Genomic DNA, 15402 nt, shown 5'->3' on the forward strand with positions numbered 1-15402 from the left:
CCGACCGGCTTCTAGTGCCCATCGGAATCCTTCTCGTGTGCCAGCAGCGGCACGATCGAACTCCAGCCCCCGGCGGCCACCATCCCGTCGTGGTCGGCATCGACGGCGTGGACGACGAGTTCGCCGTCGTGCACGCGCGTCCACCGATCGGCGAAACCGAGCGGTGACTTCGAGCGCTGGGCCTCGAACAGCGTCAGCGTTCCCCGATATGTCGGCGATGTCGCATTTCTCAGCAGGGAGGCAGTGTAGGCGAAGTTCGCACCGATATGGGGTGCTAGCTCGGGCGCTACGGTTTTCGCTGTCCGCACGGTATCGGTGGACGTGTGTCCGTCCGCAGGTTCGCTGTCGATCAACCCGACGAAGCCGACGGATTCACCGAGCGCATCCAGCCTGGCCGCCATCGCATGGGCCAGCACTCCTCCGAACGAATAGCCGAGCAGGTCGTACGGACCGTCCGGCTGTTCCTGCCGCACCGTCTGCACGTACAGCTCGACCAACTCGTCGAACGTGTGCGGGCGCTCCTGGGGCAGCTGCAGCCCGACGACCGGCCGATCGATCCGTGCAGCCAGAGGCGCGAACTGCCACGCGACACCACCTGCAGGATGGACGCAGAACAGCGGGTCACCCGTCGCCGCGGTCGGGAACCGCAGGAGGATGTCGTCGCCCGAAGAGCTTCCTCCGGCATCGACGAGATCCGCAATCGACGAGACGGATTGTCGCGCAATCAAATCCGCGATCTCGACACGAACACCGAAGTCGCGCTCCACCCGGGACACCACGCGCATGGCGGCGAGCGAGTCACCCCCGCAGTCGGCGAAACCGTCGTCCCCGCCGATGTCGTTCCAGCCGAGCACATCCGAGAAGATATGTGCGACGCGGCGCTGGGTGTCGGTCCGCAACGTACCGGCGACGTCGCGACGCGGCGGCTCGGGAAGAGCAGCGCGATCGAGCTTGCCGTTGATCGTCAACGGGATGTGGTCGACGACGACGATCCGAGACGGCACCAGATGCGTTGGAACCGAATCACGAAGCAGCGCACGTAGATCCGCAGACTCACCGGACGCGACGACGTAGCCGATGAGCCGAGGAATGCCACTGTCGTCGCGGACCGTGGCGGCAGCCCGCTCGACGCCGGGCAGCGACTCGAGCGCGGACTCGACCTCACCGAGCTCGATGCGCATTCCCCGGATCTTCACCTGTCTGTCGACGCGGCCGAGATACTCGAGGCGACCGCCGGGCAGGTAGCGGACCAGGTCACCGGTCCGGTACATACGCTGCCCCGCCGCGAACGGATCGGCGACGAACACGCTCGACGTCTGTCCGACACGCCCGAGGTAGCCGTGGGCAACTCCGTCACCGGACATGTAGAGCTCGCCCGAGGCACCGACCTCGACGGGCCGGAGCCCCGAATCGAGCACTCTCGCACTGGCATTGCGCACTGGACGACCCAGGCACGGTGTCTCGCTGTCGGCAACCGCGGATCCCATGGCGTTGATGGTGAACTCGGTCGGTCCGTACAGGTCGTACCCGTGGACGCCGTCCTGCTCGCGCAGCCGCGTCCACAATTCCTGCGGTACTGCTTCGCCGCCGAGCATCACCAGTACCGGCGCCCGCTCGCCGTCGAGAAGCCCCGCGGCGATCAGTTCTCGTGCGTAGGAAGGTGTCACGTTGACGACGTCGATGCCGACGTCGCGGTAGTGCCCGACCAGACCGATCGGATCGGCCCGCGCCGCCTCGTCGACGACATGCACGTGATGGCCTGCCACCATCCAGAACAGTTCCTCCCACGACATGTCGAACGAGAACGACACCGTGTGGGCGATGCGCAGAGTGCGCCCACCGACGGATTGCTCTGTGGGACGGAAGATCTCGTCGCGGTGATTGTGGTACATCGCCGTGAGTCCGCGGTGCCCGACCTGGACGCCCTTGGGCTTTCCGGTCGAGCCAGACGTGTAGATCACGTACGCGAGCTGGTCCGGATGAACTGGTCCGGCGATGCGGTCCGGGGAGACCGTCGGCGGCGGGGCGGAACCCGACAGAACAGAGCGCACCGCGGGGTCCGACAGGTCGAGCACGTCCACACTCGCAGGGAGCGCCGCGATGACGGCTGCGACGTCGTCCGAGGAGGCGTCGACGGTGACGACCGCGGCCGCGCGACTGTCCAGAACCAGTTCGACGTGTCTCGAAGCCGGATGCGCACGATCGAGTGGGAGATACGCTGCGCCGGCACGCATCACGGCGAAGATCGCGACGACGTGATCGGCGATGCGAGGCAACAGCAAGGCCACGACGTCGCCCGCGCCCACTCCCGACGCGGCGAGCACCGACGCGAGCGCAGTGACCCGGTCGTCGAATTGCCGTGCCGTCAGCGTCTCGGTGCCACACGTCAATGCCGGACCGTCGGGTGACGCAGCGGCACGCCCCGACAGCAACGCGTCGATGCTTCCTTCGCGATCGCCCGGGCCAGGTATCGGAATGCGGGCGGGTGTGAGCGGCGTCGACTCCGGGTCGTCTCTGTCGCGGCCGGTGTCGGCAACCGTGACTGCGCCCGTCACGCCGACCAGCGCACCGAGCATGTCGGCGACGACGGACGACAGCGCACCGGCCGTCGCGTCGTCGACGAGTTCGGGCCGGTTCTCCAGCGTGAGTTCCATTCCGCCGCTACGACTTCGCGGGTCCACGTCGAGTGTGACCGCATAGTGTGTCGCGTCGAACGCCTCCGCGTGGGTGATGCCGACACGCTCGAACACTCCGGCTCGATCGGCGTCACCACCGACGTTGCGGAACACCATCAGGGTGTCGAAGAGCGTGTCGAAGCCCGCGGCGCGCGAGATCTCACCGAGCCCCAGGTGATGGTGGTCGATCACCGACGCCTGGCCGGTGAAGACGTCGCGCACGAGTTCGCGCAGCGTCGTTCGCGGCGACATCGTGACTCGCACCGGGACCGTGTTCAGCGTCAACCCCACCATGCGGTCCGCGCGCGGCACACGCGGATCACGACCGGACACGGTGGTGCCGAACACGACGTCGTCTCGGCCGGTGACTCTGCGCAACGTCAATCCCCATGCAGCCGAGACGATGGCGGAGACGGTGATTCCCAGGTCGGCGGCCAGGGCGGTCACGGCGTCGCGCACCGTGTCGTCGACTCGCCGAGTGTGCCGGTTCGGCACGGACATGGCTCCTCGGCCGTTGCGGCGAGCGACGATCGTGGGTTCGTCCAGATCGGCGAGGCGACGCGCCCACGCTGCCCGCGCCGCGTCGTCGTCCAACGTGGACAACCGTCGCAGATGCTCGGTGAAGTCGGCCGCCGGTTCGAGAACCCGCAGCGCCGCGTCGACGACGTCGTCGTCGGTCGTCTCGGGACCCGCCAGTGTCCTGGCGACGCCGTACAGCACGAACAACTCGCCGAACAACACACCCTGCGACCACGCATCGGTCAGCAGATGATGTCCGGTGACGATCAATTGTTCGGTCTTGGACGCAACTGCAACGACCGCGCGCAGCAACGGCCCCCGATCCAGCCGGAACGGGCGGGCGAACTCGTCTGCGGCAACGGCATCGAAGTCGGCCGACGACTCCACGAACTGCTCGTCCACGACGACGGCTGCCGGGCGAAGGATCGACACCGGCTCCGCGAGCACCGCGTGCGTGAACACCGCGGTCAGGTTCGGATAGCGCCGCAGAACCGCAGCCACGGCGATGTTCAGCGCCCGAAGGTCGATCGGTTCGGCGAACGTGAATCGGTGCTGCACGTGGTAGCTGTCGGCGCTCTGCCCGCTGGTGACGGACTGGAAGTACATTCCGCGCTGCAAAGGCGTCAACGGAAGAACCCGCTGCCACCCCGCATAGTCGGCGTCCAGCGTCTCACGTTCGGCGTCGCCGACCTCGACCAGCTCGGTCGACGTGTCGTCGGCCACGCCACTGCTGCGGATGGCCGCCTCCGCGAGGTCTACGAACGAGTGCGACTCGAACACCGAGGCGACCGAGGCCGTGACGCCGCGCCTGTCGGCGGCCGCGACGAACCGCACAGCGGCGATGCTGTCGCCGCCCGCTGCGAAGAAACCGACGTCGGGAGCGACCTCGGTACCCAACACCTCCGATGCCGCGGCGAGAAGGTCCCCGAGAATCGTCGATGCGGCCCGATCTCCCTGCGCCACAGTCTCTTCAGTCTCTTCCCGACGACGAGGCACCGGCAGTGCACCTCGATCGAGTTTGCCGTTCAAGGTACGAGGCAGAGACGACAGGACCGTGATCGATTGCGGAAGAAACTGATTCGGCACCGTGGCGGCGAGTCGTTCACGGACCACGTCGCCGTTCGGTTCGATTCCATCGACGGGTACGACGTATCCGAAGAGCCGGACCGTACCGTCGGCGATCTCCGCGACCTTGGCGGCGGCGTCGGCGATGCCGTCGAGGGCCCGCAGAGCCGACTCGACGTCGCCGAGCTCGACTCGGAAACCGCGGACCTTGACCTGGTCGTCGGTGCGTCGCAGGTACTCGAGCCGGCCGTCGCGCTTCCGTACGAGGTCACCCGTGCGATACAGCCGTTCACCGGCCTTCGACGGGTGCGCGACGAACCGTGTCGCGCTGTGCGACGGCCGATTCAGATAGCCGCGTGCCACCTGCGCGCCCCCGAGGTACAGCTCTCCTGCCGCACCGTTCGGCACCTCGCGCATCCACTCGTCCAGAACCCGCGCGTCGACGTCGATCCACGGGGACCCGATCGTGACGGGCGTTCCCCTCCGGAGTTCGGCGGCCGTGGCCCACACGGTGGCTTCCGTCGGGCCGTACACGTTCCAGACCGTGTCGCCGACGGCCGTCAACTGGTCGGCGAGTTCGGCCGGGACAGCTTCTCCGCCGACGAGCACACGTATGGAACAGTCCCGCAGGCTACCGAGCAGCAGGCGCCACAGCGACGGTGTTGCCTGCACGACAGTCGCGTTCGCCTCGGCGATCACCGCTGCGAGCTTCGGTGGATCGACGACGGTCGTGCGCGGAACGACGACGACGGACGCGCCGACGATCAACGGGCACAACAGTTCCAGTACCGCGATGTCGAACGACACCGTCGTCACGGCGACGAGGGTGTCGGACGACCGGATCCACCCCAGCCGAACCGCGGCGTCGGCGAACGCGGCAAGATTCGCCGTCGTCACCATGACACCCTTGGGCTTACCGGTGGTACCGGAGGTGTGGATGACGTAGGCAAGTGCGTCGTCGGCCACCGGCATCGGGGGCAGAACGACGTCGGACCGGCGCTCGACATCGACGTCGTCGACGAGGACCGCGGGCAGGTCGATCCACGACACCGCGTCGACGGTGGCGCGCTGCACGAGAACGCACGTCGGCTTCGCGTCGTCGATCATGTACTGCAGGCGCTGCCGGGGGTAGTCGACATCCAGCGGCAGGTACGCCGCACCGCACCGCAGGACGGCCAACAGGGCCGTCGGAAGGTCTTCGTCACGACCGACCGCGACGCCGACGACCGAACCGGGCCGCACACCGCGGACGGTCAGAACACGCGCTGTCGCCTCCACACGAGACGCGAGTTCGCCGTACGTGAGGAGACGGTCACCGGCGACCACGGCGACGCCGTTCGGGTCGTGCACAGCACGATCGTGGAACCGCTGGATCAACGACTGCGGAACGGATTCGCGCACAGGCGAATACAACAGGTCGTCTCGACCGGATCGCGACAGCGGTTCGTCGGAGCGTTCCAGTACGTCGTCCAGCGAACGGATGATCTCGGCGGCGAGGTTCCGGGTGGTACCGACGTCGAACAGATCGGCCGCACCGCCGACGGCCACCTCCATACCGTCCCGGCTCTCCCGCAACCACACTGCGACGTCCATACGGGCAGGTGGGTCGACGGGTTCGAGTTCGATCGCCGTCGCCTCTCCCCACCGCATCGAGTCACCGCGAACCTCGTGGCCGACCATGGTCTGGAACAGCGGGTGTCTGCCCAACAGTCGCTGCGGCGCGACCGCGTCGACGACACGATCGAACGGAACGTGCTGATGTTCGAGTGCAGCCAGAGATGTTGCACGCACGCGTTCGAGCACCTGGGCCGGTGTGGGGTTGCCCGACAGGTCGATTCGATGAACGACCGTGTTGACGAGGTAGCCCACGGTGTCGCGGAAACGGCCGTCGCCGAGTAGTTCTCGATCCGACACCGTCGTGCCCAGCGGTATGTCGACACCTGCGCCGAACCTGTTCCACGCCAGTGCGACTGCGGCCTCGAGGATCATCAGCGGGCTGACCCCGTGACGGACGGCGGCAGTGCGCATTCCCCGGGCGGTCTTCTCGCTCAGTGCCGTGCGCACGCCCACCGAACGATGCGACGCGTCTCGCGGTCGAGGCCGGTCGGTCGGAAGGTCGAGTTCGGCAGGAAGATCGGCGAGCGCACTCGACCAGTACTGCACCGAGTCCGACGGGGTGTCGGCCTGGGCCGCGAACTCCCAGAACGACGGTGCACCGGTGTCGAGCCTGGGCACCTGCCCTGCGAGCCGCTGCTCGTACGCGCGCCCCAACGATTCCAGGACCACTCTCACCGACGATCCATCGATCGCGATGTGGTGCACGACGATCACGAGCACGAGCCGGTCACCACTACCGCGAATCACGCTCGCGCGGGCCGGTACCCGCCGTTCGATGTCGAACACGGCATCGGGAGCGGTGAGGAACGACTGGACGGCCTCCTGCATGTCCACCGGGGCGTCGACGATCGTCAGCTCCGGAATCTCCGACTCACCCCGGACGTGAGGTCGTGGGTCGCCGCCGGCGTCCGCTGGGTAGCACGTCCGCAGAATGTCGAAGTGCACCAGAACATCACGCCAGGCATCACGTAACGCGTCGACGTCGACGGGACCGGCCAGTTCGAGCACGACGGGGACGTCGTGTGCGTGCGAACCCGGGCCCAGCCGTTCGAGTATCCACAGACGCTTCTGCGCCGAGGACACGACCGGCTCGACGGTGGTCGATTCCGGCGCCGGCGGGACCGCCAGCGTACGCGACAGTGCTGCAATCGATCTGGGCGTGCGAGCGTCGAAGAACTCGGCGACGGTGACTGCAATCCCCACGCGACGCAGGGCAGCGACCGCACGCATCGCGGCGAGCGAGTGTCCCCCGCGGTCGAAGAAGTCGTCGTCGACACCGATCGGTACCTCGAGCACGGTGGACAGCTGCGTCGCGACGATCTCGGCAGTCATCCGATCGGCCGCCGACGACGGTACGACGGACGCGACTCGGGCGGTTCGGCGCGGTGGAAGCGTCGGGATCGACGACGGCACGAAGTCCGAGGCCGGCCGTTCGAGGTCGACGATCATCTCGCCGAGAATCTCCGAAAGTGACTGCACGACAGTCCGAACGACGTCCGTACCGACTTCGTCAGGATCGTGATCGACGACGAGCGTGAATCGGTCTCCCGGGGGCGCGAGCAGCGACAGCGGATACTGCGTGACGCTGACGTTTCCGATACCCAGGATGCGCGTCTCCGCAGGCGGATCGTCGTCGGCACCGAACGCGCCGGGATAGTTCTCGAACACGACGAGCGTGTCGAACAACGGACCACGGCCACGGGAGTCGGCGCAGGATTCGATCTCCGACAACGGAAGTTGCTGTGCGTCACCGAGGTCGTACTGTTCGGACTGGCTTCGCTGCAGCACCTCGCGCAACGGGCGCGCATCGAGCTGCATACGGACCGGCACGGTGTTGCTGAACAGACCGACCATCTCTTCGACGCGGTCGAGGTCCGACGGCCGGCCGGAGACGGTGGTGCCGAACACCACGTCGTCCCGCCCGACGAGAGCGCACAGCACCGCGCTCCACGCGCCCTGCACCAGAGTGTTGACGGTGAGGCCGTTCTCTCGGGCGAGACCAGCCAGCGCCTCACCCGTCGACGACGGAAGTTCGACGGGGATCGACGACCCGGCCGTTCCGGAATCGCCGGTCCCGCGGGCGACGATCGTCGGCTCCGTGACTCCGGCGAGCCGGGTCCGCCACAGTTCCCGCAGTGTGGTGTGATCCAGCCGGCTCAACCAGCGAAGGAAGTCGGCGTAGTCGGCGGCCGGTGCACGTCCCGCCCCGCCGTGGTTGTAGTGCTGCACCAGCTCGCGCAGCACGATGGGTGTGGACCATCCGTCGGTCACCAGATGGTGGGCATTCAGAACGAGGCGGGTGCGATTCTGCGGCAACAGCACCACGTGTGCAGCGAGAAGCGGACCGCGTCGGACGTCGAACACCGCCCTTGCGGCGCGGTTCTGCACGAGAGCGGCGACGGAGTCGGCGGCACGCCTGGACAGCGTGCGCACGTCGGTCACGTCCCAGCGAACACTCTTGTCGCGTGGAATCGATTGAACCGGCTCGTCCACTCCCTCGAAATGGAAGCCGGACGCCAGGTTCGGGTGACGGGACACGACCGCGTCGAATGCGTCGTGCAGTCGACGGGGGTCCAGGTCGCCGTCGAGGTCGACGACGGCCGTCAGGGTGTACACGTCACGTTCGGCGTGGCGCGCGGCGTGAGCCAGCAGACCCGCCTGCAGCGGCGACAGCGGCAGCAGAGTGTCCAGTGGGCCGGTGATGGACTCGAGTTCGTCGATCTGGCGCTGAGTGACCGACACCGTGCCGCAGTCCACCGCGCTCAGTCCACCGTCGAACACGGCGGCGTGCACGGCGAGGCTTTCCAGCGCGTCGGTGAACGACGACTGCAGCGAGGCCACCGCGTCGGCGTCCAGAAGTTCGCTCGCCGCGGTCCATTCGATCACCAGGTTCGAGTCCTGCGCGAAGACGTTGACGGACAACACTTCCGACAGTGTCCGACCGTGCGGTTCGACGACTCCGAAGGCTTTGCCCGGCGCGGAACGCCAGCCGGCACCCGACAGACCGGTCGACGCGCCCAGGTAGTTCAGCACGATCTGCGGTGCGGGCACCGACGCGAGGTCGCGTCCCGCGTCGTCCAGGAACCGCAGGACGCCGTACCCCACTCCGCTGTCGCGGCCGCGTCGGCGATCGGTCTTGACGGCATGCAGCATCTCGGCGAGAACGGCTCCACCCGAACGTGCTTCGGCGAACCGATCGTCCGCCGAGACGCACGAACCCGGCACCGTCACGGGATATTCGGTCGTGAACCACCCGACGGTCGAGCCGCGGCCGCGACGGTCGCCGTTTTCGTTGTCCCGACCGTGGCCTTCCATGAGGACCGGGAAGTCGCCTCGGTCACCGAACGAGGTGCGCACCGCAAGAGCGAGTGCGACGAGAAGAACTTCGTCGGGTCGAGCGCCGTACTTGGCGCACAGGTCGAGGACTGCAGCTGCGACGGCACCCGACGTCGTCGTCGTGGTGACCGACGCGGTCGCATGGGTGTCGACGCCAGGCCGTGGCCCGGTCTCGGTCAACACCGCACGATTCGACGTCAGGACTGCGGACCAGTGACTCAGTTCGTCGAGATAGCGGTGCGCCGAGGCGCGATCGGCGAGTTCACCCGCACGATACCGCCAGGACTGTTCGTCGGTCCTCGCGAGTTCACGGTCGGACGCCGTCGCCACCAGGTCTGCGACCAGCACGCTCCAGGACACCGCGTCGACAGCGAAGTGATGCACGACGGTCAGCACCCGGTCCGGACCGTCCACGACCCGAATCACGCCGAGCCGCACCATCGTTCCGGCAACCGGGTTCAAGTCCTGCGCTAGTTCGCGCGCGAGGCACGCGGTTCGAGTTCCTGCGTCCGCGCTCGTCATCGGCCCGAGTTCGGCGACCTCGGTCGGGTCGACGGACTCGGGAATGTCCACCGATTCCGCGTCGCGCACCGTCATTCGCAGGGCCGCATGGCGACCGAGCACGGTGCGCAGTGCGGCCTGCAGCTGTTCGACGTCCACGTGCTCGTCGACCTCGACGGCAGTCCATTGCGCGTACGACGCCACCGCATCGAGCGTGTCGACGGACAGCGCGTTGCGCATGACGGGAGTCGTCGGGGCGGGACCGACGGCGATGTCGTCGTCGACGTCGTCGGCACGCCGCTCGAGTGTCCGAGACGCGGCGGCCAACGCAGCGAGGTCACGCCCGGACAGAATCTCCTTCGGTGTCAGCACCACTCCGTGCCCGCGCAATCGCGCGCTGATGGCGATCGCGCCGATACTGTCCCCGCCGAGGGTGAACAAGTCGGAGTCGACGGAGACGTCGTCGTGCCCCAGGACCTCACCGACCACAGCACACAGCGCGAATTCGGCTGGGGTGCTCGGTGTTCGGTCGACCGAGACCGGACCGGACGCCGACGGCGCAGGCAACCGGGCACGGTCCACCTTGCCGTTGACGGTGACGGGCAGTTCGTCGAGTACGACGACGGCCGACGGAACAAGATGATCGGGGACCCGCGTGAGCAGTGCGCGTCGGACGTCGTCACCGCTCGTGTCTCCGTGGGCGGTGACATAGCCGACGAGCTTGGCGCCTGCCCCGGACCCGAGGACGACGGCAACCGCGGTCCGCACCGAGTCGATCTGTGCGAGAACCTCTTCCACTTCCCGCAGTTCGACGCGATGTCCCCGGATCTTGACCTGGTCGTCGGCGCGACCGAGATACTCGAACCCGGTGGCGTCGTCCCAGCGCGCGAGGTCGCCGGTGCGGTACATGCGACACCCGGGAAGGGTCGGATTCGCGACGAACCGGTCGGCGGTGGCACCCGGTCGATCGAGGTATCCGCGCGCGAGCTGCGGGCCGGCCAGATACAGTTCGCCGACTTCGCCGTCGAGCACGGGCCGAAGCGCACCGTCGAGCAGGTAGGCCGCGGTTCCGTCGAGAGGACGACCGATGCGTACCACGCCCGAGTCGACGTCGTCCGAGATGGCGTCGACCGTCGCTTCGGTCGGTCCGTACATGTTGTAGACGCGGGCCGCACTCGCCCCCAGCACTGCGGCGAGCGCGGGAGGCAACGCCTCACCGCCGACGACGACGGTGTTCACGCCGGATTCGGTCAGTCCCGCGTCCACGAGGAACGACGCCATGGACGGGGTCGTGTCGACGACGTCGATCGCGTCGTCCGCGAACTTCTCGATCTGCAGGTCGGCATCGCGCTGAACGTCGCTGTCGTACAAGAACACTCGGTGGCCGTCGAGTATCCACAGCAACGGATCGAGCGAGGCGTCGAAGGCGAACGACGTGGTGTGTGCGACGTGCAGCCGGCGCCCGCCCGCGCGTGACGCAGCATCGGCATAGACGCTGGCACGCTGACGCGCGACGAGGTGCGCCAGGCCGCCCGCGCGTACGACGACGCCTTTGGGAGTACCCGTCGAGCCGGACGTGAACAGCACGTAGGCCATGTCGTCGGGTCGGGACGCGGCCGACTCCCCCAGTCGGACTGCGTCCCCGGTCAGGTCGTTCAGAGGCAGGACGTCGCAGTCGACTGCCACCGGCGAAGTTTCGGCACACAGCATCAGCACCGGCTTCGCCTGGGAAGCGAGCGCGTCGAGCCGTTCGGTCGGGTATGCCGGGTCGAGCACGACGTACGCCGCGCCGACCTCCCACACGGCGAAGATGCTCGCGACGATGTCCGCGCTGCGTGGCAGCGCCAACGCGACGATGTCGTCCGCACCGACACCGCGGCGCCGGAGCACCCCTGCGATCGTGCCGACGCGTTCTCCGAGTTCGGCTGCGGTCCAGTGTGTCTCGGAATCGACCAGCACGACCTCGTCCGCATGACGGACGACCATGTCCGCGAACACCGTTCGCACGGGCGGCGCGTCGCGCACCAAGGGAGGCGGCGTCCACCCGGCGGGAATCCCCGCGCCGCGCAGGTCGACGTCGGCCAGCGTCGGTCGTTCGGGAGCGCACAGCGCACCGACGAGCTCGGCCAGACCCCGCACACGGGCCGCCGCGGCCTCGGCGGACACAGCCCTCGCGTCGACCTCGAAGCCGAGCAGCATCCGTCCACCGTCGAGGGGCGTGGCCGTCAGACCGAGTTCCTCGGGCGGACCACCCGCGACGTTACGCAGCGTTCCGACCGCCCCGGCGAAGTCGAGCTCGACGTCGAACGCTTTCAGGTTGATACCGACACCGTGCAGCAGCGCACCCGCGCCAGGGGCAGAAAGGTCGCGCACGATGTCTTCACCGCGATAGCGCTGATGGGCTCGCAGCTCGCCGAGAGCCGCGGCCACCGACGTCGCGAGTGCTCGGACGTCGTCGGTCAAGGACACCGACACACGCAGCGGCAGCACGTTCACGGCCATCGACGGGGTGGTCAGTGTCGCGCGCGTGGTGCGCACCATGATCGGCAGGGCAAGGACGACATCGGTGGTCTGCTGCAGGCGGGCGACGAAGCCTGCGTACGCTCCGATGAACACGTCGGCCCACGTGCAGCCGATGTCCTCGGCGATCGACCTCAGCAACGCCATCCCGTCCGCCTCGACGACGGCGCGCGCGGAGTGCGTCCGCGGAGCCGACCCGACGTCGCCGGTCGATCGTCCGCGCAGCTCGGGAAGCGGACTGAGCCGCCGCGTCCAGTAGTCCCGATCGGAGGAGGCGTCGTCGGATTCCCGGTACCGGACGTCCTCGGTGACGACGTCGCCGAACGAGCCGAACGGATTCGGGCGCAGCGTCTTTCCAGTCACCGCCGACGTGTACCGTGCGGCGAGACGGCGCGAGATCATCGCAGCGGAGTAACCGTCGACGATCAGGTGGTGGTAGAGCTGAACGCACCAGACCTCGGTCTCGGAGAGCCGAAGAACGGTGTAGACGAAGAGTTCTCGATCGACCATCTCGCGGGCTGCCTCGGCCGCATCCCGCCGAATGCGCGTGACGTGTTCGTGGGCTGCAGCGTGGGGATCCGCCTGGCCGGTCAGGTCGACGACCGGAACGTCGACGGCGTCCGCCGGTTCGATCCACTGCCGCGGCCCGTCGTCGGATGCCACGAAGCGGAGTCGCATCGTGTCCGCCTCGGCAACCGTGGCGCTGATGGCGTCGATCAGAACCGACACGTCGATCGGCACGCCGTCACCGGACGCGTCGATCTCGAGCACCTCGCCGACGAGGTAGTACGGCGAATCCGGTTCCAGCCGTTGCGCATTCCAGATACCCAGCTGGGCGCCGGTCAGAGGCATCAGTGCCGCTGCGGTGTCGGTGCGGTGCTCTTCGACGAGTGTCATCGTGATTGGCTCTTCTTGTCGATCTTGCCCACCGAGGTCGTGGGGAATTCGGAGACGAACTCGAACTTGTCCGGAACGGTGTACGCAGCCACCTTGCGCTCGGTACGAAGAAATGCCCGCAACTGTCCCGCCGTCGGCTCGTCGGAATCGGGGTCACGGCGGATGACGAACGCGCAGATCTTCTCTCCGAGAACGGGATCGGGAATGCCGACGACCGAGACGTCGTGAATCTTCTCGTGCGCGAGCAGATGGTTCTCGACGACCGCAGGCGCGACCTTCTCACCACCGCGGTTGATCTGATCCTTGCTGCGGCCGACGACCTGGAGGTAGCCCCTGTCGTCCTGGACGACGATGTCACCGGTGGTGTAGAAGCCGTCCATGGTGAACGCAGTCCGATTGTGTTCGGGGGCACGGAAGTACCCGCGAATCGTGTACGGTCCGCGTGTCTGCAGATGCCCCGGCATTCCTGTCTCCACCGGCTGCCCAGCATCGTCGACGACGCGTACCTCGTCGCCCGGCGAGATGGGCCTTCCCTGCGTGCCGAACACGGTGGCGTCGTCGTCGCCGACGCGGGTGTAGTTGACGAGCCCCTCGGCCATCCCGAAGACCTGGGTCAAAGAGCAGCCCAGTTCGGGGCGAACCCGGCGAGCGACTTCCTCGGTCAGCTTCGCGCCGCCCACCCACACCGAGACCAGCGACGTCAGATCGCGTGCCCGGCGCGCCGACGAGTTGAGCCACGCCATCAGGACCGGGGGCACCAACGCTGCGTGCGTGACCGCATGCTGCTCGACCAGGCGCAGGCACGTGTCGGGCGACGGATCGGGCGCCATCACGACGCTGCCGCCGACGGCGACGACACCGAGCAATCCCGGGGAGCTCATCGTGAAGTTGTGCGAGATGGGCAGTGCCGCAAGCATGACGGACGTCTCGTCGATCTCGCAGATGCGCGCACTCTCGCGCACCGAGTAGAGGTAGTCGTCGTGCGTGCGCGGGATCAGCTTGGGCGTGCCCGTCGTTCCGCCGGACAACTGCAGAAACGCGATGTCCGACGGCAACGCACGCGTGCGCCTCGGCACGGCGTCCGCGGTGGCCCACGGCGGCTTTCCGACCGGCACGACGACGGTGACCAGATTCGGTACCGCAGAGCGGATCTCGTCCGCGATCTCGGTGTACGAGGTCGACCCGAAGCGGTCGACGGTGACGTACGCCCGGGCGTCGGTGGCGCGGCAGAACTGTTCGATCTCGGCTCGTCGGTGTGCTGCGAGCGCGAAGACGGGTAACGCACCGAGCTCGAACAGCGCGAAGACGACCTCGACGAATTCGCTGGTGTTCGGCATGTGCACCACGACGCGGTCACCGCGGCCGATACCTCGCGCGTCGAATTCGCCTGCCACCGCTTGGACGCGATCGGCCAACTCGGCGTAGGTCAGCGCACGATGGTCGTCGACCACCGCGATGCGCGTCGAATACGCGGACACGCTGTCCGCCAACAGATCCGAGTGCGTCTGCCCCGTCCAGTAGCCCTTGTCCCGGTAGTCGGCTGCGAACTCCTCGGGATAGGGCACGACACCGTCGAGCACCAGCGGCGTGAGTGTGTCCACCGACGAGCTCATCGTGCGACGCCCGCTGCCACGGGCTGACGGGCGAGCGCGTCGGCAACGTCCGTGGCGGTGACGACCGCACCGCACCGCTTGGCGGCGTAGGTCGCCGCCATGACGTGCTCGTCGCGCGAGAAGTCCGCGGTCGCGTCGAGCACGAGGAACGGGCAGACATCGGACATGAAGGCCTCTGCGGCACTGAGCATGCAGCCCATGTGCGCGTAGACGCCCGTGACGATCAGCTGGTCACGGCCGTGATGGCCGAGGAGCTCACGAAGGTCGGTGCGCTGGAACGCCGAGTACCGCCACTTGGTGACCTCGATGTCGCCGCGACGCGGAGCGAGCGCGTCGATGACGTCGGTGTCGCGTCCCGACCCAAGGCCCGGCCCCCAGAAGTCCGCGAGAATGCCGCGGCGAGAGGGATGTTGGTCGCCGGGTTGCATCGTGTACACCACCGGGATGCCGAGATCGGACGCCTGTTCTCGCAGTGCCGAGATCCTCTCGACGACGGGTGTGATCAGCTCGGGCGCGTCGGAGTACGCGTCGATGAAGTAGTTCTGCATGTCGTGGATGAGCAGCGCCGCCCGGTCGGGGTCGAGCTCCCAGTCGACGACGTTGGCCGGAACTTCGTCACGGCCGGGAATCGAGTAGCTCGTGATCTTCGGAATTGCCAT

Annotated in this window: 3 protein-coding genes; all 3 read right to left on the reverse strand. The window is 67.7% G+C overall.

The genetic code is table 11. From position 1 onward, the window contains the following. Positions 1-11: 11 nt before the first annotated feature. The 3 genes from DK926_RS16575 to DK926_RS16585 are packed head-to-tail and all read right to left on the reverse strand — an operon-like array spanning position 12 to position 15402. Positions 12-13130, reverse strand: coding sequence for a non-ribosomal peptide synthetase (locus DK926_RS16575; RefSeq protein ID WP_243636854.1), 13119 nt, complete (start codon positions 13128-13130; stop codon positions 12-14). Beyond that, complete coding sequence (locus DK926_RS16580; RefSeq protein ID WP_114331323.1) at positions 13127-14743, reverse strand: AMP-binding protein; 1617 nt, start codon at positions 14741-14743, stop codon at positions 13127-13129. Before DK926_RS16580 ends, DK926_RS16575 begins: the two co-directional genes overlap by 4 nt. Next, positions 14740-15402, reverse strand: coding sequence for an isochorismatase family protein (locus DK926_RS16585; RefSeq protein ID WP_114331324.1), 663 nt, complete (start codon positions 15400-15402; stop codon positions 14740-14742). The genes DK926_RS16580 and DK926_RS16585 overlap by 4 nt, the downstream gene beginning before the upstream one ends.

The organism is Rhodococcus sp. Eu-32 (assembly GCF_003336925.1).
In the GTDB taxonomy this organism is placed as follows: Bacteria; Actinomycetota; Actinomycetes; order Mycobacteriales; family Mycobacteriaceae; genus Rhodococcoides; species Rhodococcoides kyotonensis_B.

Coding starts and splice junctions, on each gene's coding strand:
- DK926_RS16575 (WP_243636854.1), bottom strand. CDS start 13,130: ATGACACTCGTCGAAGAGCACCGCACCGACACCGCAGCGGCACTGATG.
- DK926_RS16580 (WP_114331323.1), bottom strand. CDS start 14,743: ATGAGCTCGTCGGTGGACACACTCACGCCGCTGGTGCTCGACGGTGTC.
- DK926_RS16585 (WP_114331324.1), bottom strand. CDS start 15,402: ATGGCAATTCCGAAGATCACGAGCTACTCGATTCCCGGCCGTGACGAA.